Raw genomic sequence first — 24,894 nt, 5'->3', positions numbered from 1 at the left:
TGTCGAGGACCCGCGAAGCGGTTCATCCTCGGCGTGCGGTGGCACCCCGAACTCTCCAACACTCAGGCGCTTTTCGACGCGTTCGTAATCTCCTGTGCCGTGTGAGGGCATGGCTGTATCGGACGCCAAAGTCGCACCGCACAGTGCAAGCCAGATCAGATGGGCATGCCCTGGCCCAGACCTCAGCTTGCACAGGTGGAAGCTCGCACCCCGCACGACATCAACGAACTCTGCCCCGTGAGACACAGACATCGGGTCTGCGTTTGGCCCTGTAGTCGGTTGTCGGCAGCCTGCGGAAACTGATCGGCGGGATTCACGATGCATCGTGGATACCTGGCGTGAAATCTTGCGGAGACGCGGTGTCATAGCGATCGAGTACGGGCATGACCTGATGCAGAAGTGCTCGGCCCTCGGCCGTGAGTCGTAGCGGGCGCTCTGACAACACTAGGCGAACTCCCGCGTTCTTCTCTGTGACAGTGATCATGCGCAGCAGCTCGGGCACTCTTGCATCTGCGGCTTGGGCGGCGCTCTCGATCGTGTGGTGGTCGAGCAGCGAGCTGACGACCCTGACGCGTGAGACCGAGTTCCACCCGGCGAATGCCCGGTACACCGCGGGTTGGATGGCGAGTCCCTTGGTGGTGGTGGCGAAGTCGCGGGGGACGCCTGCGTACGTTCTGAGCGGGATTCCTTTGCGTCGGGCGATGTTGAGGACGGTAGTGGACACCATGCCGACTTCGCTGGCGATGTCGACGAAGGTGCGGTGTCGCACGACGTATTGTTCGTAGAGCCAGTCTCGGTCGAGGTCGCAGGCATAGTTGGGCCTGTGGCCCTGCTTGCGGATCTCGATACCGGCGTCTAGGAGCGCTTCCTTCACGACGTGCACGCTTGCGCCGGTGGCCTTGCGTACCCGCGCGAGGGACAGGCCCTGGTGAACGTAGAGGTTCTCAAGGACGGCTGGTTCGGGGGCTGGTGTGCGCGGAGGTCTTCTCCGGGCTGCCGAGTTGGCGACGCCGTCGGCATGCAGGGATGCATAGCGATTGAGTACGGGCCGGACCTGGCGCAGAAGTTGGGCTCCTGGGGCGGTGAGTGTGAGCGGAGTGAGTGTGTCCACAAGGCGGATGCTGGTTGTCTTTTCCACGACCGTCACTTGCCGTCTCAGCGCGCATTCGTTCAGGCCAGCCGCGTGTGCGGCGGAGGCCATCGAGTCGTGGTCGAGGAGCACGCTGACGTGCTTGACGCGCGCCACGGTGTTGGCTCCGCAAAACGCCCGGTAGACATCAGCGGAGAGATCCAGCCCTTTGGTGGTCGCAGCGAAGTCTCGCGGGACTGATGCCCGGCCTTTGGAGGCGATGCCTGCGCGTCTGGCGATACGACGGACGGTGATCGCCGCCGCGCCGATTTCCTCCGCGATGTCAGCGAAGCTGCGGTGTTTCACGGCGTACTGTTCAAGGAGCCAATCGGGATCGATGTGGTGGTTGTGGTTGGGACGTTCCCCTCGCCCCCGTAATGCCAGTCCGGCTCTTGTGAGTGCCTGCTTCAGCACCTCCTCGCTGGCTCCGGTGATCTTGCTGACTCTTCGCAGAGGAAGGCCCTGTCGGAGGTAGAGGTCGCGAAGGGTGGCTTCGTCGGGGGCGTTGGTTCGCGGGCCTCTGGGTCGTCGGACCTTCTTTTGGACGGTGGGGATGGCGCCGGCGAGTTCGGCATAGAGACGGGCATGCTCAATGCCGATCCCTAGGGATTCGGCAACCTCGTTGAGTTTGTGATGGCGTGCGGTGGTGCGGCGGAATACGTCTGGGGCGATGTCACTTGGCTCGGTGCCGGGCCAGTTGACACCGGTCACCCAATCGGACGGGGGTTCCCACGTGACGGGTTCATCGATGCCGAGTTGGTTCAGATGGGCTGCGGCTTGGGCGAGCAGGAAAGCACGTACGGCGGGGTCGGCGCGGAAGCGCAGATCGCTCACGCGGGGGTGGGCGTCGGTGAGGGTGCCAGTCACGATTGCCTTGAGGTAGCTGTCCAGAACGTCGAGGCGCTGCGTGCCGGGGGTTCGCCAGCCGTGCTGGGCGGTGAGCTGTCTGAATGCGGCGCGGTCGAGGCTCAGTTCGGATGTGTCGGCCAATCTCCTGCGTCGCGCGTAGTCGATGGGTGATCCGTGACGGTCGAGGGCGTCGGCCAGTTGCGTCAACGCGGCGAGCATGGGGCTCATGTGGGGGCGGTCGAGGCGGTTGACCATGCTCTTGACGAAGTTTGGACTCACGGGTTGGCCGAGGAGTGCGAGGGCGTCGCGGTAGGTGCGGCTGGTGGAGCGGACGACCAGCAGGAGCGCGGTGAGCCCGGCACGGTATTCAGCGGTTTTCATTCCGCGGGGACCGCCGATCTGGTGAGGCATGAGGCGCATGCTCCAGGACGGCCACAGTGTGGCCGGAACGTTCGCGGCCCTGCGTTCGATCAGTTCGGCAGGTGTGGAAGGGGGCTGGGGATTGGGGGAGGCGGTGGCGAAGCGTAGTCGGTCGATGGGCCGCAGGCGGGTGTCGATGACTGCCAGAGCACGGGTCAGGATGGGCGGTGAGCAAACAGAGCGCCAGGAGTTGAACTTCAGCAGCACCTCCATAGAGCCGTCTTTGCGCAGGTGGGAGTTAGCGATCCAGTGCATTACCTCGTCGCTGTGGGGGTGGTCGCGCTGCAGGATGGTCATGGCGAGGGCGGTGCCGATCGCCACATCGGTGGCGGACTCGTTGCTCAGCCCGGTGAGCAGGGCGGGAGCGCGTCCGCCTGCCTCCCCCAGGAGCTGCCGCACCAGCGAGGGGACGGGGGCGGTGTTGTCGTGGAGTGCTGCCAGGCCGCGCCAGGCCAGGAAGAAGAGTTCCTCCAGGCCCACTTGAGTTCCTTCGGTTTCACGCGGTACGTCAGTGTGATGGCGAATGATGGCGTCGACGAAGTGCTGGGCTTGGATGATCTGACCGTCGGCAGGGACCTGTTGGGCCACGGCGGTGGTGAGGTCGGCGTAGCAGGGCAGGCGTGCGCCTTTGCTGCCGCGGCCGAGGGCGCGGGCCATGGTGCAGCGTGCCGGGTTCGTCACGCCCGCGGGGTGACGGCCGGCGGGGTGCGGGCGTTGTCCGCACCCTTCGCAGGTCTCCACCAGGAGTTGAGCGTGCGGGGTGCAGGCGAACGTCCAGGGGTCGCGCCAGGCCAGCTGCCAGCGGCCGCCGCTCTCTGCCAGGCAGGTGGGGCAGTACCGGCTGCCCTTGTGCCGCCGCCAGCGCGGTGGGGAGCCGAGCCCGCGCGTGGTGTGCCGGAGAGTCACGGTGATCTGATCGAAAGGTTCCAGCGTCATCGCACACAACGTCTCGGGCGACACTCCGGTACGCCGCGCAAGGACAGCCGCCTCCTCGGGTAGGAGCTTGACCAGCATGCGCTCGAGGTGGGTGCCGGGCAGCCCAATGAAGGTCAAGAACTCTCGGGAGGTGACGATGAGCTCACGGGCGTAGGCTTCGATCCAGCTGTCGAGGGCCTCGCCCGGGAGCGGATCCACTACATAGGGGAGCCGCTCGGTCGAGAACGTGGGCGCCATGGCCGCGGTGTTGAGGGTCATGGCCGCCGTCCTGGCCTCTTCTTTGTGCGGCGGGGTTTGGTGGTGAGGGTGCCCGCTTCGAGGGCCGCTTGGAGTTCCAGGCGTCCTCGCTCGGCCGCCACATCGTTCTTGACGGTGTCCATCAGTTCCACGGTCAGGCGTTCCTCGCCACTGTCGACGGCGCGGCGGCAGCCGCGGGCGATGAGCGTCATGAGTGAGGCGAAATGGCCGGTGGAGCGCGCATACAGGTAATCGGAGAGGTCCTCGGCCAGCATGCCGCGGTAAGCGTCGCCGAGGACGAGAAGGCGTTCGATGGTGAGCATCAGTGTGCGCCACTGCGCCCGCCCTACCTCGGTGTCAACGGTGAAGGGCGGCAGCGTCAACGTCGTCATGCGGCGGGCCGCTTGCGCAAGATCGATGTCCTCGTCGTCCAGGCCGTCGGTGAGGACCCCGCGCGCTTCCACACCAACGCCGACGTAGATAAACGTGACGGGGAAGACGGTGGACAGATGTTTGAAGTGGTTGGCCACCGCTCGGTGGTTGGTGCGGCGCAGGTCGAGGAAGTGGATGTCGTCGACGACGATGACGGTCGTGCACATGGCGCGGGCCGCGCGTGAGGCTCGGGCGGCGAGCTGGTCGGCGTTACCGGACTCGGGCAGTTCGTAGAACCGGCAGATCGCCTCGTTCAAGCCGCGGATCGTGACGCTCCCGGTCAGGGTGATGTTCACGACCGGGACGCGGCGGTGCCCGCTGGGGGTAGTGGCGCCGTGCAGCAGAATTTGATCACGGTGGTACTGCTTCACGTAGTCCAGGACCGCGGTCGTCTTCCCCAGCCCAGGAAACGCATCGAGCACCGCGGACGGCTTTACTCTGTCGCCGTCCTGCCGGTTCGAGTCCACGATCTCCGCGAGCCCGTCGTGCAGTTCCCGCAGCTGTGCGGTTTTGATCGGCCCGAGGTTGGCATGCCACACAGCGCGCTGTTCCTTGTAGACGAGGAGATCGCGGCGCGTCAGATCCTTGATCTCCACCCTGCTGAGCTGCCGTGGACGCTCGCGGGCGGGCCGCTCGCACATCTCCACGAAGCCCGTCAATTGAACGGGTGAATAGTTGCGTTCTCCCTCTTCGAAGGCGGCGGTCATGACACCTCCCACGCGTCCGCGTAGTACTCATCGTCGCTTACCGTGTCCGCGTGCTCGGGCAGGAGAGCATCGAGGTCCTCGTCCTCGTCGTCGTCCCCGCCCTCCCCCACCTCAGACCCATCCACCACAGGCGTCTCGGCCAAGTCATGGTCGATGCCCGCGGGCTTGGTGGGGGCGAGAGCCGTGAGCTGTCGCACCGACGGCAACTGCGCCACCGTCACCTCGTGATCGTCCTCGCCCGCGCCTGGCCCCACCGTGTCGGGGCCCATGATGGATAGCCGCTCATCCGACAGCCGCAGCGCCATACGTCGCTCTTCCTGGCTTCCGGTCAGGCCCGCGCCCCATCGCTGAAGCAGCTCGATCAGCGTGCGCTTGGCGTCGGGAAACCGCTGAGTCCTGGCTGCCAGTCGGCGCGCGTGCTGGAACGCCTCCCGGCTGAGTGGACCATCGAGCGCGTCCGCGTGCTCCCACCGCAGGTCATGCCACTGCCTGCTCTCGGGGTCCTGAAAGTAGATGCGGGTGATGTCCCCGGGATCCACGGCGATCGGCCACTGCCCGGCGTGGATCCCGCCGTACGGGCTCGTCGTGTGACGCCGCCCCTTCAGCGCGGGGCCGTTGTAGCGCAGGGTGCCGATCTCCACCCCGTAGTGCTGGATCGTGGTCCATTTCACCTCGAGGAAGTCGTAGGCGAGGTCGGGCCGCCCCAGGATCCGCAGATGCCCGGCCCGTTGGATGCCGTGCTCGTACATGTCGAGCGGGCTCATCTCAAGGCCCGGCGCCTCCGGAACGCACAGGCCGGTGTGGACGCGCCGGTGGTAGACCAGGTCGATCCACTCGCGGATGATCGCTTCCAGTTCCGGCAGGAAGAAGAACGCCTTCTCCTCCACGTCCTTGCCGCGGCTGTGCACATCTGCGCCCTTGTAGCCGGGCAGCGCCGCGAGAACCCCTTCGCGTAGGGTCCGAAACCAGCGCTCCAGCGGCGCCTTGTCCGTCGGCGTGTACGGCCGGGCCGGCTGCAGTGACATGCCCAAGCGGTCGCACACAGCCTGCACATGCTGCGAGAGGTAGATCTTGCCGTGGTCGAACACCAGCGTCTCCGCCGCCACCGACGGCAACAACCACTCACCCTCCACGTCCACCAGTCGCGCTGCGTCCACAACCACCGTGCTGGGCACCCCGTGATGCGGCAGCACCGCCCGCTCTCCATCCGTTCGCGGACGCACCGTCTCATAGAGGACGGCTGCGACATCAGCAGCCTTCGTCGACACCGGCGTCAGTCTGAGCCCGGTGATGCAGCGCGTGTAGAGGTCCATCGCGACGGTCAGCTCGCACTGCACCCACCGGCACGTGACCGGTTCCATCGCGTATACGTCCAGCCGCGTCGTATCCACGAGGACATACTCACCCGGACGTGTCGCCCGCAGCCTGCCGTAGACCCCCGGCGGGCGGTTCGCGATCGAGCGGCGCCCCTTCGCACTCCCCGAGAACGCATTGCGTCCCCGGCCCAGCTCCTTGAGCAGGGCGTACGCCGTCGTCTTCTTCGGCAGCTTCACCGCGCCTCGCCCGAACTCGGCAGCCAGGCGCTCCTCGATGGTCGCGATGACCAGGTGCCGCGGCGGAGTGCTCTCCTCAACGTACTCGTCGAGCACCTTGCGGCACATGTCGATCCAGCGCGGATCGGTCTCCCCCAGTGGGCTGCGGCCACGATCGGCGGGCAGTAGTCCGGCCACTCCTTCGGGGCCTTTGATCTTCATCAGCCAGCGCCGCACCGTCATGACACTCACACCGAGTTCGGTCGCCTTAGCCTCGTAGCGGTCCATCTTCGGCATGTCGGGCGCATACTGCGGGCGCGGTTCACCGTCGAGCGCCAACTCCGCTGAGCCGTACCGGTATCCGGTCTCCACCTCCAGCAAATGCTCGTAGCGCTCCCGCAGCGCGTCCTGCTCTTCCTTGCTCAGCGCCGAGAACTCTGCACCCAGCCCCAGCAGAGGCTCGGCAGCGGCCTCTGGCATCCGGGTGGTCGGGTGCGACAGCAGCCAGCCCAGATCCACTTGCCGTAATCCGCCGGACCGGTTCTGCAGAAGAATGCGGCTCCCGGATATCTCCACCACGGTCAACTGCTCACCGTCGTGCAGCAGGACCAGCCCGCACCGCAGCGTCGCCACGCCCCCTCTCACGACACCCTCCGGAGCACCGAACGCCCGCCGAGCGGACGCGTCAGATCCGTCGTCCAATAGCCCCGCCACAACAGCGACAGCAACGCCGGACGCACGTCCTCACGCTCGCCGTAGGCGCTCAACCTGTGTTCCGCTACAGCGAGTTCGTCCCCGTCCCTTACCAGCTCACGTGCCCGATCGACAAGAGCGCTGTCCACCACCCACGGCCGCCGGAAGCCGGCAAGAAACCGAACATTCCTCAACATGACGGGCTCACAGCCCGACCAGATCTCATACAGCCACCCCTGCGCGGCAAACAGCTCACCCGGCCACGCCAACGCCTCCCGAACCTTCGGATCCCTCGCACGATCGGCCGGCTTCACATTCACCACGCGCACCAGACCGCTGCGCAGCGTGAGCAGGAAGTCCGGAACATGCCGCCGCACCCGCCCCTTCACCTTGCTCCGCACCCAGCACGGCTGTGCCCGGATACCGATCACATCCGGGTCGAAGTCCGCCAACAGGAGACGGGCAAGCTCCAGCTGACTCTCGAAGATCACCTGAGTGCCCGCTGTCGACGACCAGTAGCTCCCGGGCAGATGCGCCTGCCCACGCCTCGACCGCATCGCCCGCCACGGAACAGAACCCTCGAAATGCCGCTGCCCCAGGCGCCCGAACGGCACCTGGCGCACCTCATCGGCGCCGTACCGGATCCACACCGCCGCTTCTGCGGCACCACGCTCACGTATAGCGACCATCGCGCACCTTCGCGCCCAGCCCGTGCTGATCACGAGCAACTGGCCCACACGATCAAGGATTCGGATCCCGAACGCCCGCACCGATCACCGAACTTCACCCTCACCGGTAGAAAGTCGCGATCCCGTGCATGCGCCCCGCCGCGGCGGGCATGATTGCAAAATGCTCAGCGGCGCACTCCTAAGCACTGTTCAAGCAGTGTTCAGGAAACACCCGCATTGTTCACTCAGGCGCGGAACCTACACACGCCGCCCATGGGCTCGGTCACCGCTGTGGTCGGCGAGAACGGCTCCGGCAAGAGCACTCTGATGAAGGTGTTGTCGGGTCTGTTGCTGCCGCAGAGCGGGGCGGTGTTGTGGGGTGAGGCCGACATCGCCTCCCTGGACCGCTCCGAGGTGTTCGACCGCGTCTCCCTGCTCACCTAGGACTTCCAACGCTGGCCCGTGACAGCGGCGTTGAACATCCGGATCGGCCGGCCCGCCCGGGCGGCCGACCCCGAGCACCTGCAGCCTTCCGTGGACTACGCGGGTGCCGGACCGGTCATCGCAAAGCTTCCCGACGGGCTGCGCACCCTGCTGGCCCGGATGTTCCGCGGCGCGAGCGAACTGTCGGGCGGCGAGTGGCAGAAGATCGGCCTCGCCCGGACCCACTGGCGCAGCGCCACCTCGGATGCCGACGGCGTGCTCATCGTGGACGAGCCCACCTCCGCCCTCGACCCGGAAGCGGAGATCGCCGCCTTCGACCGCATCCGCCGGCTCGCCGCCCCGAACCGAGCCGTCGTCCTTGTCACCCACCGCATGTCCGGCGTACGCCATGCCGACCGCATCTACGTCCTGCACCACGGACGGCTCGTCGAGCACGGCAGCCACGACGAACTCATGGCCGCCCAAGGCCGCTACGCCTCGATGTTCGACGCGCAAGCCGCCCAGTACGCCCCCGCGGGCACCATCCCCCGCCCCAGCTCCCCCACCGTCGCAGATCCCGCATGACCCGCTCGAAAGGCCCCAGGGTGACGACTCCCCCGACCGCCGCGCAGGAACACGATCCCAGTGCACTGCGGCACCGGCTCGTCGATCGGCTCCTCGCGGCCGGCCACGTCCGCACCGCCGCTGTGGAGACCGCCCTGCGCAGGGTTCCCCGCCATGTTTTCGCGCCGGAAGTGCCCGTGCAGACCGCGTACGCCGATGACATCATCCCCACACGCCACATGGCCGACGGCCGCATCAGCAGCTCCGTCAGCGCACCGTGGCTTCAGGCCGTCATGCTGGAATCGGCCCGCCTCCGGCTTGGCCACCATGTCCTGGAGGTCGGCTCAGGTGGTTACAACGCCGCCTTGATCGCCGAACTGGTCGGCCGGACCGGCCAGGTCACCACCGTCGACATCGACCCTGACGTCACCGGCCGCGCCATCCGCTTCCTCCACGCCACCGGATACGACCGTGTCCGTGTCCTGACCGCGGACGCCGAGCATCTACCCCCCGAGGCCATCCCCGAGGGCGGCTTCGATGCCGCACGGTCCAACCCAAGGACGCCACCGGACCGACAAGCGCCCACACCGAGGGCCTGCACGTATTCCACAAGAAGCACACGCGGATCGAGATCGACTGGCCCGTCGTCCCCTGCGAAGCAGCGCCTGCAGCCCATGCCCAGGACCAAGATCCCTGCTGTATTGCCCGCTCGCACAGCAGCCCAGTGGCGACCGCACCGGCCACCGCCGCCTACTGGGAGCCGCTCTGGGCCGGCGGACGCCGGTATCGTGAGGGCAGCAGCACCGAGGCCGCGCTGCTGGCCGACCATCTCGGACCGGGCCGCGGACGCCCGGCTCTCGACATCGGCACCGGCGAGGGTTCCCTCGCCCGCCACCTTCACCAGCTCGGTTACCGCACCACTGGCATCGACTTCGCACCCAGCGCCATCGCCGCAGCCCGCAGCACTCAGCAGGGCGACGGGCCAGCCTGGTACCTGATGGACTTCGTCTCCGATGACCTCAGCTGGCGTTAACGGTCTGAACTGGTCCCGCTTTTCCGGCCCGACCTGGCCCCACCGGCGGGGCCGTGCGGCGATTGTTCCGGCTTGAAGTGGCCCCGGCTTCCGGTCTGCTCCGGCCCCACCTTCGCCGGGACGGCTGGGCTGGGCGGCTTGCTGTAGGAGAGAATGCTGGGCATGACGACTTGAAGAGCACCAGCCGGGCGGCAGCACTGGCGAAAGGTCGGGACCTGGGACACGGTCTCCGACGGGGACCGTCGGATCTGTGCCGTCTGCGGAACGCCCGTCCGCTCGTACCACTACCGCTTCTATCCGCCCGAGTCGTCTATGTTCGAGCGGTGCATCGGGCTCGCCTGGTGTTCCAGTTGCCGGATCTACTCCGGCAATATGGTGCACGTCCCGCGAAAGCGGGTCCTGGTCGACGCCCTCGCTTCGCTTCCTGGCGAACAACGGGAGAGGCTTGCACGTTCGGAAACACGGCTGATTGAGTTCCTGGACCGCCAGGCCCGAGGCAACAGGGATTAACACCGTGTCCTACATGGTCAGTTGGTCGTTGGCCGGGTCATGGGGAGTGGGCGGTGGGGATGGATCGTGCCGGAGGGGTTGTGGGAGATCGCCAGGCCTTTGCTGCCGCCGGCGCGAGTACGTCCGCAGGGCGGCGGGGTGGCCAACATCGATGACGAGGCGGTGTTCGCGGCGATCGTCTACGTGCTGGTTAGCGGTTGTGCCTGGCGGGCTCTACCGCCGTGTTTCGGAGCGTCGAAGTCGACGGTGCACCGTCGGTTCCTGATCTGGTCGCGGGCGGGCGTCTGGGGACGGCTGCACCAGAGGGTGCTCGAGATGCTCGCCGGTCAGGGCCTGGTCGACCTGTCCCGGGCGGTACTGGACTCCGCCCACGTCCGGGCTAAAAAGGGGGCGAACTTGCAGGTCCGTCGCCCGTGGACCGGGGCAAGCCGGGTTCCAAGATGCACGTCCTGTCCGACGCGAACGGACTGCCCCTACGCGTCGGCCTCTCCGCAGCGAACACACATGACAGCCTCGGGCTGAAACCGATGGTCGCCCATTTCCACATAGGACACGAATCCCACAGCGACCATTCCAAACCCCAGCGACTGCATGCCGACAAAGCCTACGATGTTCCTGACCTGCGGCAATGGCTGCACAGCCAGCACATCGGCGTCCGCATCGCCCGCAAGGGAATCGACTCAAGCGAACGGTTGGGCCGCCGACGGTGGGTCATCGAGCGCACCCTGTCCTGGCTGACCGGCTACCGCCGCCTGTCACCCCGCTACGAGCGGCATCCCCGCAACTACCTGGCCTTTCTCGGACTCGCCGCCGCCCTCTGCTGCTACAAACGCCTCGGCAAACTGACCATGTAGGACACGGTGTTAGACCCGATCAAGGACGCGACGCCCTTGGTGGTCGCGGCAGGCCGCCTCGCCGCCAGGACGGATGCATGCAGGCGCCCTCGGTGAGCCGAGGCTCGTCAGGAGCTGACGGCCGCCGTGAGCAGCCGGCGCAGCCTGGACAGCGGTTCACCGCCCCCCTGCAGGATCCGGGCCCAGTCAGTGCGCTGGACCTCCCAGTGCTCGTCGAGGACAGCCAGGGCGAGGGCCTCCTTGGACTCGAAGAAGTAGTAGAAGCTGCCCTTCGGCACCCCGGCGGCCTTGCAGATCTCGGCCACGCCCAGCGCCGAGTAGCCACGCAGCCCGATGAGCGACTGCGCGGCGGCAAGGATCTTCTCCCGCGCATCACTGGTGCGTCCCATGAGGCAAGTGTACGACCGGTCATCTATACCGCTGTGCCGCGCTGCCCGGGCGCCTCGCGCGGCGCCCGGGCACCTGGCGGATCAGTGGCCTGCGCTCTGGCCGCCGTCGACGTGGAGGACCTCCCCGGTGACGAAGGGCGCGTTCTCGAGGCAGACGGGCCTGGCGGCCATTCCGTCCTCCGCGGTGTGGGCCGGCTGGGACGCCGATGGTCTCGCCCCGACCTGTTGCCGGCCGCGCTCGGTGTGCAGGCCGTGGGTATCGCCTTGCCCGCGCTGGTCGGCGGAGTGGCGGCCGTTTACACCACGGCCCTCGCCGGACGGGGCATCACCGGGCCTCCTGGACGGCATCGCCTGGGAGTTGTGGGCCACCGAGCCGAGGCACTGAGCAGGCCGCACCCGCCATCGAGCGGTCACGCGCGCTCACTTGAGGAGCTCAAGCAGCCGATCTGCCAGAACCGCGGCCGAATGAGGGTTCTGGCCGGTGATGAGGTTTCGGTCCTCCACCATGTACGGCTCCCAGATCGGACCGCGGCTGAAGTCGACGCCGGCCTTTTCCTTCAACTCGGTCTCCAGCAGCCAAGGTGCCCTGGAGGCGAGACCGACACCCTCCTCCTCCTCATCGGTGAAACACGTGACCCTGTACCCCTCGAAGGGCGACTCGCCGTGGATCCTGGTGGCGAGGATCGCAGCGGGGGCGTGGCACACGATCGCGAGTGGCTTGCCCGACGCGAGTTGCGCCGTCAGCAGCCGACCGGCGTCGGCGTCGAAGGCCAAGTCCGCCATCGGACCGTGGCCGCCGGGCAGGTACACCGCGTCGTAGTCCTCGAGACGGACGTCCGATAGCTTCAGGGGCCGCCGCATCACCTCCGCGGAACGGATGATGGACTCCAGTTCGAGGGCCCCGTCCTCACCGCCCGCCATCGACGGACGCAGGCTCATCATGTCGACGTTCGGTGTCACGCCACCGGGGGTCGCCACCACGACCTCATGACCGGCTTCTGTGATCTTCTTGTAGGGCATGGCGAACTCTTCGGCCCAATAGCCGGTCGCGTGTCTGGTGCCGTCCTTGAGTACCCAGTACGTCGCCCCGCTCACTATGAAGAGTATTTTCGCCATTACGCTCCGCCTCCTCGCCCCGCCCGGCTCGTCAATGGAATTCGACTATTTCCCAGCCTAGGCTCATCCTTGACCAGACGCATGCGAGCAGATTTTCCACACCCCATTGCCGGCACCGCAGGGCGAATTACGAGCAGCGCGTCGCCGAGGACCACCAGGCCGGAGGACGTCAACTCCGAATTATTCGCCCGGTATTCCGATATCTGACATGCCAACCGCGCATATGACCTCCGAGCCCAGCGGGTGTCGACGAGCAGAGGAACAACCCCGTCGACGGGTTCGGACCATCTCGAGACGCCCCTACAAGACCGAGAGAGGAAGGATCATGAAGGAGTTCCTGGTCGAGCTGACCACAACCGTGCCCGAGGACACCGACCCCGACGAGGTCACCCGACGCCGCGCCGCCGAAGCAGTCCGAGCGAAGGAACTGGCCTCTGAGGGCCGCTTGGTCCGGCTGTGGCGACCGGTGGGCGAACTCCGCAGCATCGGTGTGTGGCGTGCCGACGACGAGACGGATCTACGCGAAAGGGTCCTTGGCACCCTGCCCCTGTGGCCCTGGATGACTGCGGTGGTCACCGCCCTGCAGTCACATCCCAACGACCCGGGTCCGACCGGCTGCACCTCCTGATCCAGCCGTCCGTGCCCATGCTCCCTGTGGTGGCCATGGCCGCCGCAGGGAGCAACGTGCGAACCATCGCCCGCACGATAGCGCCGTCCAGCCCTGCTCGGTTACCTGGACGTCGACTTCTCGTTCGCCGACCGGCCACCCGTCAAGGTCGATCTCAGCGTGCTCCTCAGACGTACCGAAGACCATCGACACATCGCCCGTTACCAGGTGTCGAAGCTGAACTGATCAGCCGCTGGTCTTCCTCCTGACAGCATGTCAGAGCCGGGTTCCGCCTTTCGGGGCGGGCTTTTCGAGTCCGGCTTTTCGGCTACGGGGAGCTTCCCTCGCGGCAATACTCGCAGTACCACCGCGGGTCATCCGTGCGCGCGGCTCACGTCAGTTGGTCCTGCGCACATAGCCCGGGTTGTCCGGCGTGGACACGTCCCTGTCCCGGCGCACGATGCTCAGCCGGTCGCCGTAGTCCGCGAGGGCTTTGCGCAGGCCGCTGTCCGTGTACTCGACGTCCACGACGTGGTTGTCGAAGGCCTTCGCGTACGCGTCGCACTCGTCGTACTGCCCGCACTCCTCCGTCACCGCGAAGTCGAGGCCGGTCCGCTTGCGCTGCCCGGCCAGATCGAGGGTGTTCTTCTGACCGATGGCCAGATGGCGGGCGTGCACGTGGGCCGACAGGAGGGTGATGAAGGCGGTGGCGTCCTGCGCGCTCAGCAGGTTGTCGGAGCGGGTGTAGCTGTCGTAGTTGTCCGGCTCGACCGCGTCGAAGCCCTTGGCGGCGCAGCCGTCGATCCACTGGTTGATCCGCGTCGCCACCCGGGCGCGCTTGGCCGCCGTACCGATGTCGAGCAGCGCCTCGTTCCAGTCCTGGTCGATGACCACCTCGCCGCTGTCGTCCCGCAGCAGCAGGTCGGCGGGCCAGGTCTTCTCGTCGCCGGGCTGGGCCTGGAAGGCGTTGACGTAACAGATGTTGTAGAGGCCCGGCGCGGGGGACGCCGTACGGTCGCGGCTGACGACGCGGACTCCGCGCGGCGGGGGGTAGGCGCCCCCGATCTGGTAGTCGAAGCCGGCGTGCGGCGGTGGGAGCCTGACCGCGGTGGGAACCGGCTTCGGCGAGGCGGACGAAGGGCTCTGCCCCGGGGTCGCGTCCGAAGGGCCCTCCGTGCCGGCCTTGGTGCCGCAGCCGGCGACCGCCAGCAGGGCCGCCACAGCGGCGGCCGCTCCGGCCCGGGTCACGCGCATGACGGACATGTCCGCTCCATCCATCGCCGGTACGACCCCGCCTCGGACGCTGCCGCGGTCCGGGCGACTCGGGCCGGACTCGGACCGTGTCCGTCACCGGCTGGGCGCACCTCTGACGTACCGGGGCAACGGCCCGGCACGCGCATGATCAAAGCGTCCGACGGCGGCCCGAGTCAAGGCGCCCGGTCGCGCACCCCACGGACCCCGGATCCCCCGTACGCACCGACCCTGGCCTCACGCCCGGTTCCTTCTGTGGACGTCGTTCCGCTCCGCGTCCGGGAGCCGGGTCCTGCTCAACAGGAAGCGCACTGTGGCTTTCCGCTGCCGGGCGGGCCGTGCGACCATGCGGGCGGCCGGATCCCGCCATGGCCGACTCCCTCGGCCACCCCTGGGGGTCTGCGGACCCGACTGCTTATAGTTGCGCCATGAGCAACCGCATGGCAGAGAGCGCAACGGCAGGGGCCGCGGTGAACGGCGTGCAGTCCGTCGACCGCGCCGTCAGCGTCCTGGAGATCCTCGCCCAGCGGGGCGAGGCCGGTGTCAGTGAGGTCGCCGCCGAGATCGATGTCCACAAGTCGACCGCGTTCCGGCTGCTCGGGGCGTTGGAGTCACGCGGTCTGGTGGAGCAGACGGCCGAGCGGGGCAAGTACCGGCTCGGCTTCGGGATCGTGTGCCTGGCCGGCGCGGTCACGGGCCGCCTCGACATCACCCAGCAGGGCCGCCCGGTGTGCGAACGGCTCAGCGAGGAGGTCGGCGAGACCGTCAACATCGCGGTCCTCCAGGAGCACTACGCGGTCAACCTCTACCAGGTGCGCGGCCCCGGCGCGGTCGGCACGCACAATTGGGTCGGACAGCTCACCCCGGTGCACGCCACGTCGAGCGGCAAGATCCTGCTCGCCCACCTGCCGGAGAAGGAGCGCGCCGAGGTGCTCGCGGCGTCCGGCCTGCGGAAGCTGACACCGCACACTCTGACGTCCAGGGCGAGGCTGGAGAAGAACCTCGCCGAGGCACGGGAGCGCGGGTACGCGGTGACGCTGGAGGAGCTCGAGGTCGGACTGCATGCCATGGCGGCTCCGATCCGCTCCCGCGACGGCGGGGTCATCGCCGCGCTCAGTGCCTCCGGCCCCGCGTACCGCTTCACCGAGGAGCGCATCCACGAGCTCGCACCCGCGCTGGTCAAGGCCTCGGAGGAGATCAGCCGCCGGATGGGCTACCTGGGCTGAGCCTCGCCCGCCCCGAGGGCGGGCACGACGAGGTGCCGCGTGTGCGACGCCCACGCTTCCGCGCAGCCGCCGGGCCGCCGCCCCTGGGGGAGTCGGCGCCGGGTGTGCGGGGGCTCATCGGACGTCTCCGTCTTCTGAAAGGTACGGATGCTGCGGGTACGGGGCGACGTGCGCGTTCATACGGCGGTGGCGTTCCTCTCGGCGGCCTCGACGACGTTGGCGAGCAACATCGCCCGGGTCATGGGGCCCACACCGCCGGGCATGGGCGCGATCCATCCGGCGACCTGGGCGGCGTCCGGGTGGATGTCGCCGACCAGCCCCTGGTCGGTGCGGGTGATGCCGACGTCCAGGACCGCCGCGCCGGGGCGCAGCATGTCCTTGGTGACCAGGCCGGGCGAGCCGGCGGCCGCGATGACGATGTCCGCCTCGCGTACGTGCCAGGCCAGGCCCTTGGTGCCGGTGTGGCACAGGGTCACGGTGGCGTTCTCGGTGCGGCGGGTGAGGAGGAGGCCGATCGGGCGTCCTACCGTGATGCCCCGGCCGATCACGCAGACGCGGGCTCCGGCGAGGGGCACGCCGTGGCGGCGGAGCAACTCGACGATCCCGCGCGGGGTGCACGGCAGCGGTGCCTCGACGCCCAGGGTGAGCCGGCCGAGGTTGACGGGGTGCAGGCCGTCGGCGTCCTTGCCCGGGTCCATGCGTTCCAGTACGGCATTGGCGTCCAGGTGGCGCGGGAGCGGGAGCTGGACGATGTAGCCGGTGCAGGCCGGGTCGGCGTTGAGTTCGTCGATCGTCTCCTCGACCTGCTGCTGGGAGGCGTCGGCGGGCAGCTCGCGGCGGATGGAGGCGATGCCGACCTGTGCGCAGTCGCGGTGCTTTCCGGCGACGTAGGCGTGGCTGCCGGGGTCCTCGCCGACCAGGACGGTGCCCAGGCCCGGCGGCCGGCCGGTGGTGGCCGTCAACTTGGCGACGCGCTCCGTGAGTTCGCGGCGGATGTCGGCGGCGGTCGCCTTGCCGTCGAGCAGAGTTGCGTTCACCGGCGGTGTTCCTTCCCTCGGAGCCGACGCGGGGTGTCAGCCACGGAGCCGGGACATGGTGGGGTCGAACAGGGGCTCCTCGGCGACGACCGCCTCGACGCGCTGGTCGAAGTAGCCGATCTGCACGGGCGTGCCGGGGGTGGCCGACTCGGCCGGGAGCCAGGCGTAGGCGATGCCCTTGCCGATGGTGTAGCCGTAGGCGGCGCTGGTGACGTAGCCGACCGCCCGGTCGCCGTCGTACACCGGCTCCTTGCCCAGGACGACCGCATACGGGTCGTCGATGGTGAGGCAGGTCAGCTTGCGCCGCACGTTCTCCTTGCGGCGCTCCAGTGCGGCCTTGCCGATGAAGTCGCCCTTGTCGAGCTTGACGGCGAAGCCGACGCCGGCCTCGTACGGGTCGTGCTCGTAGGTCATGTCGGTGCCGAAGGAGCGGTAGCCCTTCTCCAGGCGGAGGCTGTTGAAGGCTCCGCGGCCGGCGATGACGCCGCCGAGGGGCCTCGCCGCCTGCCAGAGGGTGTCCCACAGCTTCTGGCCCTGGTCGGCGGTGGTGTAGAGCTCCCAGCCGAGTTCACCCACGTACGACAGGCGCATGGCGGTGACGGGCACCGAGCCGATGTAGGCGCGCTTGGCACGGAAGTACTTCAGGCCGTCGTTCGAGAAGTCCTCGTCCGTCAGCGGTTGCAGGACCTTGCGGGCCAGCGGGCCCCACAGGCCGATGCAGCAGGTGCCGGGTGTGATGTCGCGGACCTGGACGGTGCCGTCGGCGGGGAGGTGGCGGGAGAACCAGTCGAGGTCGAGGTTGCCGTTGGCGCCGACCTGGAAGAGGTCGCGGGACAGGCGGGCCACGGTGATGTCGCTGCGGATGCCGCCGTCATGGTCGAGGAGCAGGGTGTAGGTGACCGAGCCGACGGACTTGGCGACCTTGCCGGTGCACAGGCGCTCCAGGAACTCGCCGGCGCCGGGGCCGCTCACCTCCAGGCGCTTCAGGGCCGTCATGTCGTACAGGGCGACGGTCTCGCGGGTGACCTGGGCCTCGGCGCCGACGATGGGCGACCAGTACCGGGCGGCCCAGTCGTTGGGGGTGGGGATGCTGCGGCCTTCGACGAGCTTCGCGTTGGCCTCGTACCACTGCGGGCGCTCCCAGCCGTTCGCCTCCAGGAAGAAGGCGCCGTGCTCCTGCTGGCGGGCGTGGAAGGGGCTGGTGCGGATCGGGCGCGGGTCCCCGGACGGCTGGAGGGGGTGGATGATGTCGTAGACCTCGACGAAGTTCTGGCAGTCGCGCGCCAGGACGTACTCCGGGGCCAGTTGGTGCGGCTCGAAGCGGTTGACGTCGCACTCGTGCAGGTCGAAGGACGAGCAGTGGCCGTCGACCAGCCACTCGGCCATCGCCCGGCCCACGCCCGCGGAGTGGGTGACCCAGACGGCCTCGGCGACCCAGAAGCCCTTGACGTCCGGGGACTCGCCGAGCAGCGGGAAGTTGTCGGTCGTGAAGGAGAACAGGCCGTTGATGCCCTCCTCGATCTTGGCGTCCTGCGTCGCGGGGAGCAGGGACTGGGTCTCGGTCCAGGCGGGGGCGAAGTCGTCCTCGGTGAACTTGAGGACCGACGGCATCTCGTCGGCCTCGTCGAAGGAGAGGATCTCGTCGGCGGTGATGGGCATCGGGCGGTGCCCGTAGTAGCCGATGCCGATGCCGTCGAAACGGTCGCGGTAGTAGAGGTCGGCGTCCTGGTGGCGCAGGATCGGGCGGACCGCCTCCTCGGTCTGGCCGGCGAGGGCCGGGACGGGGCCGGTCCAGGCGAGCTGGTGGGCGAGCGGGGTCAGCGGGAGGTTCATGCCGACCATGCGGGCGATCTTCGGGCCCCATATGCCGGCGCAGCACACCACGATGTCGGCGGGGATCTCGCCCTGGTCGGTGAGGACGCCGGTGACGCGACCGTCGGCCTGCTGGACGTCCAGAACCTCGTGGCGGGCGAGGAAGGCCACGCCGCGCCCGGTGGCCCGGCGGATCTGTGCCTCGACGGCGAGGACCGCCTTGGCGAGGCCGTCGGTCGGGACCAGCAGGCCGCCGAGGACCTTCTCGCGGTTGACCAGCGGGTGGCGCTCCACGCACTCGTCGGGGGTCAGCAGCCGGGCCTCGATGCCCCAGGCCGTGATCCAGCCGTGGCGGCGGTGCAGCTCCGCCAGACGCTCCGGGGTGGTCGCCACTTCGAGGCCGCCGACCTGCAGGAAGCAGGGCTTGCCGTCGACGTCGAGGGAGCAGAACTTCTCGACGGTGTAGCGGGCCATCTCGGTCATGGTCTTGGAGGAGTTCGTCTGGAAGACCAGGCCGGGCGCGTGTGACGAGGACCCCCCGGTCGCGGGGAGCGGGCCCTGGTCGACCACGGTCACTTCGGTCCAGCCTCGCGCGGAGATCTCGTCCGCGAGTGCCGCTCCCACGACACCCGCTCCGATGATCACCACTCGGGGTCCCGCCATCGCCGCACCTCCGGAATCCAAAACCCATCAGTTGCTTTCTGCGCAACGTGATTCAGGTTGCGCAACTCAGCGTGCCTTCCGTGAGAGGGGGTGTCAAGGGGTCCGTGACGTCGGAGAACGGCCCGGAACACGCCCCGCACACGGCAATGCCCGGCGGGCGGTGCACACGGGTGCGCACCGCCCGCCGGGCATGTTCGACCGGCGTTGGAACCCGGCTACTTGAGCCAGGCGTCCACCTTGTCCTTGTTGGCCTCGACCCACTTCTTGGCCGCCGCGTCGTCGGACAGCTTGTCCTGGGCGATGTACTTGGCGACGGTGTTCTGGTCGTCGTTCGTCCAGTTGAAGTTCTTCACCAGCTTGTAGGCGGGGCTGCCGGACTTGGCGAACTTCGCGCTGACGATCTTGTTGAGGTCGTACACGGGGTAGTCGCAGGCGATCTTCGCCGCGTCGGCGTCACAACCCGTCTTGTAGGCGGGCAGGGAGACCTTCTTCAGCGGGACCTCGGACAGGAACCACTGCGGCTCGTAGAAGTAGCCGATGACCCACTTCTTGTTCTTCTCGGCGTCCCGGAAGGACTGGATGAGCGCGGTCTCGCTGCCCGCGTACACCACCTTGAAGTCCAGCTTCAGGTTCTTCACCAGGGCCGCGTCGTTGGTGACGTACGACGGGTCGCCGTCCAGGAGCTGGCCCTTGCCGCCCGACTCGGAGGTCTTGAAGTTGGCAGCGTACTTGTTGAGGTTCTTCCAGTCGAGGATGTCGGGGTGCGCCTTGGCCAGCCACGGCGGCACGTACCAGCCGATGATGCCCTTGTTGCCGGTCTGGCCGGCGTCCACGGCCGTCTTCTGCTCGTCGATGTACTTCTTCACCAGGTCGGGGTGGCCCCAGTTCTCCAGGACGGCGTCCACCTCGCCGGTGCCGAAGCCCTGCCAGGCGATCTCTTCCTTCAGGTTCTTCTTGGTGACCTTGCAGCCCAGGTTGTGCTCGGCCACGTACGCGACGACCGCCGCGTCGGCCTCGTAGCCCACCCAGGGGTTGACCGCGAGGTTGAACGTGCCGCACTTGCCCGAACTGCCCGCGTTGTTCGAACCCGAGGAGGTGTCGCCGACCTTCGCGCCGCCGCACGCGGTGAGAGTGAGGCCGAGGACGGCCAGGCCGGCCGCGCCGGCTCGCCAGTGTCTTGCCATGGTGTCGTGCTCCTTTAAGCGCCGGCGCGGCGCGCCGCGGCCTGAGTGATCCGGTCGAACATGACTCCGAGCAGTACGATGGCGAGTCCTGCCGCCAGCCCCTTGCCGTACAGCTCTCCCTGAGAGAATCCGGCCACGACGTCGTAGCCGAGGGCGCCCGCTCCCACCAGACCGCCCACAACAACCATCGACAGCACGTAGATCAGGCCCTGGTTGGTGGCGAGTGTCAGGGCACTGCGTGACATCGGCAGCTGAACCTTGGTGATGATCTGCCAGGTGTTGCACCCGGCAGAGGTGGCCGCCTCCACGGTGGTCGCGGGCACCGCCCGGATCCCGTCCGCGATGATCTTCATGGCGACGGGCGCCCCGTAGACGACGGCGGCGACGATGGCCGTGAAACGGGAGGCGCCGAACAGCGCGAGGAACGGCACGAGGTAGACGAAGGGCGGCATGACCTGGGCCGCGTCCAAGGTCGGACGGATCAGCCGGTCCACTGTCGTGCTGCGCCCCATCCACACCCCGAAGACGACGCCGAGGATCATCACCAGCACCGTCGCGACGAGCGTCGAGGCCAGCGTGGTCATCGCGTCCGACCAGACGCCGGTGGCCACCAGCAGGCCCACACACACACCCGTGGTGATGCCCGCCTTCCAGCCGCCGAGCACCACGGCGAGCGCGATCAGCACCGCGCCGACGAGCCACCACGGGGAGTCGGTGAGCAGTGACTGGAACGGGTTGAGCAGGCCGTTGGTGATGGCGTCGCGGATGGCGTTGGTCAGACCCGAGAGGCTGTCCTGCGCCCAGTTGGTCGCGGTGTCGGCCGCGCCTGCGATGTGGGTGCCGACGGTGCCGTCGCCCGGGAAGTCGGCCGCCCACAGGTAGGTGTGCGACAGGTAGATCAGGACCGCCGTGACCGCGGCACCGGCACCCAGCAGGGGCCGCCGCCACTTCGCGAAGCGGTTGCCGGCACGGCGCGCGTGCTCCTCGCGTGCGGCGGCCGCGGTGGTGACCCGGTCCAGGACGATCGCCATGACGACGATGGCGAGACCCGCGTTGAACGCCGTGCCGACGTCGAGCGACTGCAGCGCCTGGATGACGACCGGTCCGAGGCCGGGAGCGTTGATCAGGGCCGCGATGGTCACCATCGCCAGGGCGGCCATGATGGTCTGGTTGACGCCCATCACCACGGTCCGCTTGGACATCGGCAGCAGGACCTTCAGCAGCGACTGGCGGCGGGTGGCGCCGAGGGAGTCGGCCGCCTCGACCGTCGTCCTGGACACGTTGCGGATGGCGTGCGCCGTGATGCGGATCGTCGGCGGGGCCGCGTAGATCACGGTCGCGATGGTGGCGGAGGCCCCGCCGATGAGGAAGAACAGGGTCAGTGGCGCCAGGTAGACGAAGGTCGGCATCGTCTGCATGAAGTCCAGGAACGGCGTCATGATCCGGTTGAACCGGTCCGACAGCCCGGCCCACACCCCGAGCGGGATCGCGAACAGCAGGGCCACGAAGACCGCGGACAGGGTGAGCGCGAGGGTGTCCATGCTCTCCTGCCACAGCCCCTGCAGCCCGAAGAAGGTGAAGCCGGCCACGGCCAGCAGGGCGACCCGCCAGTTGCCCACGGCCCAGGAGACGTAGCCGGCGAGGCCGACGACGCCCAGCCAGCCGATCTGCGGGACCGGGCGGGCCCCGGACGGCTGGGAGATCAGGTGCTGGATGAAGGTCACCAGGTTGTCGACGACCAGCCGGATCTCGTTGAAGAAGTACAGGAAGAGCGGGTTGGAGTTGCGGTTGGCGCCGATCGAGTCGTTGAAGTCGTTGATCCACCGGTGCAGATCGGTCAGATCGGCCGCCGCCAGGGAGAGGGTCTGCCGTCCGCGCAGCGCGGCGAACAACACCAGCCAGACGACGAGGATCGCGCCGATCACCATCGGCCGGCTGAGCCTGCGGACACGCCTGGGGGGTTCGGGGGCGGGTGCCGCCTCCGTCTGCTCCGGTTTCTCCATGGCGACGGTCATCACGCGCCGCCTTCCTGCCCGGCGACCACCGCGAGGATCTCCTCGTCGCCGACGATGCCGAGCAGCTTGCCGTCCTCCACGACCTTGACCGGCTTCTCGGCCGCGAGGACGACCCGGGTCGCCTCGCGCACCACGACGTCCGGGCCGAGCTCGGGACCGTCCAGGTCGTCGCCGGCCTCCGGCGCCCGCATGATCCAGCGCAGGGTGAGGACCTCGCCGCGCGGCACGTCCTTGACGAACTCGCGGACGTAGTCGTCGGCGGGGGCGCCCACGAGCTCGTCGCCGGTGCCGCACTGGACCATCTTGCCGTCGCGCATGATCAGGATGCGGTCGCCCAGCTTGAGCGCCTCGGAGAGGTCGTGGGTGATGAACACCATGGTCTTGCCGACCTCGTGGTGCAGCCGGATGACCTCGTTCTGCATGTCCCGGCGGATCAGCGGGTCGAGCGCGGAGAACGGCTCGTCGAAGAAGAGCACATCCGGGTCGCCGGCCAGTGCGCGGGCCAGGCCGACGCGCTGCTGCATACCGCCGGAGAGCTGGTCGGGGTAGGAGTTCTCGTACCCGGCCAGGCCGACCAGCTCGACGACCTCCAGGGCCCGTTTCGTCCGCTCCGCCCTGCCCATGCCGCGGATCTCCAGGCCGAAGGCGACGTTGTCCACCACCTTGCGGTGCGGCAGCAGCCCGAAGTGCTGGAAGACCATGGAGAACTTGCTGCGGCGCAGTTCGCGCAGGCGTGCGGCGTCCGCCTGGCGGATGTCCTGGCCCTCGAAGACGACCTCGCCGGATGTGGGTTCGATCAGCCGGGTCAGACATCGCACCAGGGTGGACTTGCCGGAGCCGGACAGACCCATGACGACGAAGACCTCGCCGGGCGAGACGTCGAAGTGCACGTCGCGTACGGCGGCGGTGCACCCGGTGCGGTCCATGAGCTCGCGGCGGCTGAGTCCGCACAGCTCCTCCGATTCCGGCACCTTCTCGGCCTTCGGGCCGAACACCTTCCACAGATTGCGCACGGAGATGACCGGAGCGACGTCCGAGTCCTGGGGTGTGCCGCGCCGCTGCGGCACCTCGGTCTGTGTTGGGGTCACGATCGACCTCTTTTCGGCGTTCAGCCGCTAAACCAGCGCTGCGGCCGGGGGTGGATGTTCTGCCAGATGTGTTTGGGCTCTCGGTACTCGTCCAGGCCGGCCGGCCCCAGCTCCCGGCCCACACCCGAGTGCCCGAAGCCACCCCATTCGGCTTGCGGCACATAGGGGTGGTAGTCGTTGATCCACACCGTGCCGTGGCGCAGCCGCCGGGCGACGCGCTGGGCCTTGCCGGCGTCCTGCGTCCAGACGGCCCCGGCGAGCCCGTACTCGGTGTCGTTGGCGATGCGGACGGCATCGTCCTCGTCGCTGAAACGCTCGACGGTCAGCACGGGCCCGAAGGACTCCTCGTGCACCACGCTCATGTCCTGCGTGCACTCGTCGAGCACGGTCGGCGGGTAGTAGTGGCCGCCGGCGAGCGCCGGGTCGTCCGGCCGTGCACCGCCGCAGCGCAGTACGGCGCCCTCGGCGATCCCCGCGGCGACGTACGCCTCCACCTTGGCCAGGTGCTGCGCGGAGATCAGCGCGCCCGTCTCGGCCTCGGGATCGAAGGGCCCGCCCAGGCGGATTTGCGCCGCGCGGCGGACGACCTCGTCGACGAAGCGGTCGTGCAGGGAGTCCTCGACGATCAGCCGGGCGCCGGCCGAGCAGACCTGCCCGGAGTGCAGGAAGACGGCGGTGAGGGCGAAGTCGACGGCGGTCTCGAAGTCGGCGTCGGCGAAGACGACGTTCGGGTTCTTGCCGCCGAGCTCCAGCGCCACCTTCTTCACCGTCGAGGCGGCGGTGGCCATGATCCGCTTGCCGGTCTCCAGGCCGCCGGTGAAGGAGACCATGTCGACGGCCGGGTCCTCGGAGAGCGGGGCGCCGACCTCGGGCCCGGTGCCCAGGACGAGGTTGGCGGCGCCCGCCGGCAGCCCGGCCTCCTCGAGCGCCTTCATCAGCAGGATGGAGGAGGAGGGGGTGAGCTCGCTGGGCTTGAGGACGATCGTGTTGCCGGCGAGCAGCGCGGGGGCGACCTTCCAACTGGCCTGCAGCAGCGGGTAGTTCCAGGGGGTGATCAGCCCGCAGACGCCGATCGGCTCGTGGACGACGCGGCTGACGGCGTCGTCGCGGCCGGTGTCGATCACTCGGCCGGCGTCGGTGCCGCCGAGTCCGCCGTAGTAACGGAAGCAGGAGACGACGTCGGCGATGTCGTACTCGCTCTCCACCAGCCGCTTGCCGGTGTCCAGCGACTCGACGCGGGCGAACTCCTTCGCGTCCCGCTCGATCAGATCGGCCGCGCGCAGCAGCAGGGCGCCGCGCTCGCGCTCCGGGGTGCGGGGCCAGGGCCCTTCGTCGAAGGCGCGGCGCGCCGCGGCGATCGCCGCCTCGGCGTCGGGACGCGTCCCTTCCGATACGGTCGCCGAAAGCGTGCCGTCAGCGGGACAGCGGATTTCCCGGAGGCCTCCGGCCACCGGCTCCCGCCATTCACCGTCCACATACAGGTCTGCCACGCGCCAAGCCCTTCAGCCGAAATGCGTTG

General features: G+C 68.5%; 18 protein-coding genes and 4 pseudogenes. 8 read left to right on the top strand and 14 right to left on the bottom strand.

What is annotated here, in order from left to right; all coding sequences use genetic code 11:
- Nucleotides 1-313 precede the first annotated feature (313 nt).
- From ACZ4SW_RS13425 to ACZ4SW_RS13410, 4 genes are read right to left on the bottom strand one after another with little or no spacing between them, the layout of a single operon-like run.
- On the bottom strand, nucleotides 314-3,592 hold the full coding sequence (locus ACZ4SW_RS13425; RefSeq protein ID WP_468241906.1) for a TniQ family protein: 3,279 nt from the start codon (nucleotides 3,590-3,592) through the stop codon (nucleotides 314-316).
- Nucleotides 3,589-4,710 (bottom strand): ATP-binding protein, encoded by a 1,122-nt coding sequence (locus tag ACZ4SW_RS13420; RefSeq protein ID WP_468241903.1) that lies wholly within the window; start codon nucleotides 4,708-4,710, stop codon nucleotides 3,589-3,591. Before ACZ4SW_RS13420 ends, ACZ4SW_RS13425 begins: the two co-directional genes overlap by 4 nt.
- Nucleotides 4,707-6,875, bottom strand: a complete 2,169-nt coding sequence (locus ACZ4SW_RS13415; protein WP_468241901.1) for an integrase — start codon at nucleotides 6,873-6,875, stop codon at nucleotides 4,707-4,709. Before ACZ4SW_RS13415 ends, ACZ4SW_RS13420 begins: the two co-directional genes overlap by 4 nt.
- Nucleotides 6,876-6,883: 8 nt before the next feature.
- A complete protein-coding gene (locus ACZ4SW_RS13410) occupies nucleotides 6,884-7,672 on the bottom strand; it encodes a TnsA-like heteromeric transposase endonuclease subunit (RefSeq protein ID WP_468241899.1) in 789 nt (262 codons plus the stop codon).
- 204 nt (nucleotides 7,673-7,876) lie between these two features.
- Here ACZ4SW_RS13410 and ACZ4SW_RS13405 point away from each other — a divergent pair, with 204 nt between their 5' ends.
- The 5 genes and pseudogenes from ACZ4SW_RS13405 (at nucleotide 7,877) to ACZ4SW_RS13385 (ending at nucleotide 10,987) form a co-directional block, all read left to right on the top strand.
- Nucleotides 7,877-8,047: an ATP-binding cassette domain-containing protein gene (locus ACZ4SW_RS13405; protein ID WP_468241896.1), complete on the top strand. Its 171-nt coding sequence runs from the start codon at nucleotides 7,877-7,879 to the stop codon at nucleotides 8,045-8,047.
- An 18-nt stretch (nucleotides 8,048-8,065) separates the two neighbouring features.
- The gene (locus tag ACZ4SW_RS13400; RefSeq protein ID WP_468241894.1) at nucleotides 8,066-8,611 is read left to right on the top strand and encodes a hypothetical protein; all 546 of its coding nucleotides are present in this window, start codon (nucleotides 8,066-8,068) and stop codon (nucleotides 8,609-8,611) included.
- Nucleotides 8,608-9,030: pseudogene (locus tag ACZ4SW_RS13395) on the top strand (methyltransferase, FxLD system); the annotation flags it as partial. The gene ACZ4SW_RS13400 and the pseudogene ACZ4SW_RS13395, both read left to right, overlap by 4 nt.
- A 284-nt stretch (nucleotides 9,031-9,314) precedes the next feature.
- Nucleotides 9,315-9,623, top strand: coding sequence for a class I SAM-dependent methyltransferase (locus ACZ4SW_RS13390; RefSeq protein ID WP_468241892.1), 309 nt, complete (start codon nucleotides 9,315-9,317; stop codon nucleotides 9,621-9,623).
- A gap of 549 nt (nucleotides 9,624-10,172) precedes the next feature.
- A protein-coding gene (locus ACZ4SW_RS13385) for an IS5 family transposase (RefSeq protein ID WP_468242022.1) occupies nucleotides 10,173-10,987 on the top strand; the annotation gives its coding sequence in 2 pieces (ribosomal slippage) (nucleotides 10,173-10,515 and nucleotides 10,515-10,987; 816 coding nt in all).
- A gap of 131 nt (nucleotides 10,988-11,118) precedes the next feature.
- On the opposite strand, the pseudogene ACZ4SW_RS13380 reads toward ACZ4SW_RS13385, so the two are convergent.
- Together ACZ4SW_RS13380 and ACZ4SW_RS13375 are read right to left on the bottom strand one after the other, a co-directional pair.
- Nucleotides 11,119-11,376 (bottom strand): annotated as a pseudogene (locus ACZ4SW_RS13380) (TetR/AcrR family transcriptional regulator); the annotation flags it as partial.
- Between the two features lie 81 nt (nucleotides 11,377-11,457).
- Nucleotides 11,458-11,526 (bottom strand): annotated as a pseudogene (locus ACZ4SW_RS13375) (SDR family oxidoreductase); the annotation flags it as partial.
- Nucleotides 11,527-11,533: 7 nt separating this feature from the next.
- Between ACZ4SW_RS13375 and ACZ4SW_RS13370 the strand changes: the two are divergent.
- Nucleotides 11,534-11,688: pseudogene (locus ACZ4SW_RS13370) on the top strand (MFS transporter); the annotation flags it as partial.
- 108 nt (nucleotides 11,689-11,796) lie between these two features.
- Here ACZ4SW_RS13370 and ACZ4SW_RS13365 read toward each other — a convergent pair.
- Nucleotides 11,797-12,492, bottom strand: a complete 696-nt coding sequence (locus ACZ4SW_RS13365; protein ID WP_468241889.1) for a type 1 glutamine amidotransferase domain-containing protein — start codon at nucleotides 12,490-12,492, stop codon at nucleotides 11,797-11,799.
- Nucleotides 12,493-12,817: 325 nt separating this feature from the next.
- Between ACZ4SW_RS13365 and ACZ4SW_RS13360 the strand changes: the two genes are divergently transcribed.
- Complete coding sequence (locus ACZ4SW_RS13360) at nucleotides 12,818-13,120, top strand: muconolactone Delta-isomerase family protein (RefSeq protein WP_468241887.1); 303 nt, start codon at nucleotides 12,818-12,820, stop codon at nucleotides 13,118-13,120.
- Between the two features lie 375 nt (nucleotides 13,121-13,495).
- Here ACZ4SW_RS13360 and ACZ4SW_RS13355 read toward each other — a convergent pair whose 3' ends face one another.
- Nucleotides 13,496-14,362 (bottom strand): endo alpha-1,4 polygalactosaminidase, encoded by an 867-nt coding sequence (locus ACZ4SW_RS13355; RefSeq protein WP_468241885.1) that lies wholly within the window; start codon nucleotides 14,360-14,362, stop codon nucleotides 13,496-13,498.
- Nucleotides 14,363-14,829: 467 nt separating this feature from the next.
- Between ACZ4SW_RS13355 and ACZ4SW_RS13350 the strand changes: the two genes are divergently transcribed.
- Nucleotides 14,830-15,576, top strand: coding sequence for an IclR family transcriptional regulator (locus ACZ4SW_RS13350; RefSeq protein WP_468242019.1), 747 nt, complete (start codon nucleotides 14,830-14,832; stop codon nucleotides 15,574-15,576).
- A gap of 176 nt (nucleotides 15,577-15,752) precedes the next feature.
- On the opposite strand, the gene ACZ4SW_RS13345 is transcribed toward ACZ4SW_RS13350, so the two are convergent.
- The 6 genes from ACZ4SW_RS13345 to ACZ4SW_RS13320 form a co-directional block, all read right to left on the bottom strand.
- On the bottom strand, nucleotides 15,753-16,613 hold the full coding sequence (locus ACZ4SW_RS13345; RefSeq protein ID WP_468241882.1) for a bifunctional methylenetetrahydrofolate dehydrogenase/methenyltetrahydrofolate cyclohydrolase: 861 nt from the start codon (nucleotides 16,611-16,613) through the stop codon (nucleotides 15,753-15,755).
- A 36-nt stretch (nucleotides 16,614-16,649) separates the two neighbouring features.
- The gene (locus tag ACZ4SW_RS13340) at nucleotides 16,650-19,088 is read right to left on the bottom strand and encodes a GcvT family protein (protein ID WP_468241880.1); all 2,439 of its coding nucleotides are present in this window, start codon (nucleotides 19,086-19,088) and stop codon (nucleotides 16,650-16,652) included.
- A 215-nt stretch (nucleotides 19,089-19,303) separates the two neighbouring features.
- Nucleotides 19,304-20,272 carry an ABC transporter substrate-binding protein gene (locus ACZ4SW_RS13335; protein WP_468241878.1) on the bottom strand — a complete coding sequence of 323 codons (969 nt, stop codon included), beginning with the start codon at nucleotides 20,270-20,272 and terminating at the stop codon, nucleotides 19,304-19,306.
- Between the two features lie 14 nt (nucleotides 20,273-20,286).
- On the bottom strand, nucleotides 20,287-22,287 hold the full coding sequence (locus ACZ4SW_RS13330) for an ABC transporter permease (RefSeq protein WP_468242017.1): 2,001 nt from the start codon (nucleotides 22,285-22,287) through the stop codon (nucleotides 20,287-20,289).
- Nucleotides 22,287-23,375, bottom strand: a complete 1,089-nt coding sequence (locus tag ACZ4SW_RS13325) for a quaternary amine ABC transporter ATP-binding protein (RefSeq protein ID WP_468241875.1) — start codon at nucleotides 23,373-23,375, stop codon at nucleotides 22,287-22,289. Before ACZ4SW_RS13325 ends, ACZ4SW_RS13330 begins: the two co-directional genes overlap by 1 nt.
- A 20-nt stretch (nucleotides 23,376-23,395) precedes the next feature.
- Nucleotides 23,396-24,865 (bottom strand): aldehyde dehydrogenase family protein, encoded by a 1,470-nt coding sequence (locus tag ACZ4SW_RS13320; RefSeq protein WP_468241873.1) that lies wholly within the window; start codon nucleotides 24,863-24,865, stop codon nucleotides 23,396-23,398.
- Nucleotides 24,866-24,894 lie beyond the last annotated feature (29 nt).

The sequence above is a fragment of the Streptomyces sp. NPDC028331 genome, from assembly GCF_055565775.1.
Note: the sequence above shows the minus strand (reverse complement) of the source record. Positions and strands in the feature narration are given on the sequence as shown.

Bases quoted from the DNA above. Each gene is read 5' to 3' on its own strand.
- ACZ4SW_RS13425 (WP_468241906.1), bottom strand. From the start codon at position 3,592: ATGACCCTCAACACCGCGGCCATGGCGCCCACGTTCTCGACCGAGCGG.
- ACZ4SW_RS13365 (WP_468241889.1), bottom strand. From the start codon at position 12,492: ATGGCGAAAATACTCTTCATAGTGAGCGGGGCGACGTACTGGGTACTC.
- ACZ4SW_RS13355 (WP_468241885.1), bottom strand. From the start codon at position 14,362: ATGTCCGTCATGCGCGTGACCCGGGCCGGAGCGGCCGCCGCTGTGGCG.
- ACZ4SW_RS13330 (WP_468242017.1), bottom strand. From the start codon at position 22,287: ATGACCGTCGCCATGGAGAAACCGGAGCAGACGGAGGCGGCACCCGCC.
- ACZ4SW_RS13405 (WP_468241896.1), top strand. From the start codon at position 7,877: ATGGGCTCGGTCACCGCTGTGGTCGGCGAGAACGGCTCCGGCAAGAGC.
- ACZ4SW_RS13340 (WP_468241880.1), bottom strand. From the start codon at position 19,088: ATGGCGGGACCCCGAGTGGTGATCATCGGAGCGGGTGTCGTGGGAGCG.
- ACZ4SW_RS13335 (WP_468241878.1), bottom strand. From the start codon at position 20,272: ATGGCAAGACACTGGCGAGCCGGCGCGGCCGGCCTGGCCGTCCTCGGC.
- ACZ4SW_RS13360 (WP_468241887.1), top strand. From the start codon at position 12,818: ATGAAGGAGTTCCTGGTCGAGCTGACCACAACCGTGCCCGAGGACACC.
- ACZ4SW_RS13420 (WP_468241903.1), bottom strand. From the start codon at position 4,710: ATGACCGCCGCCTTCGAAGAGGGAGAACGCAACTATTCACCCGTTCAA.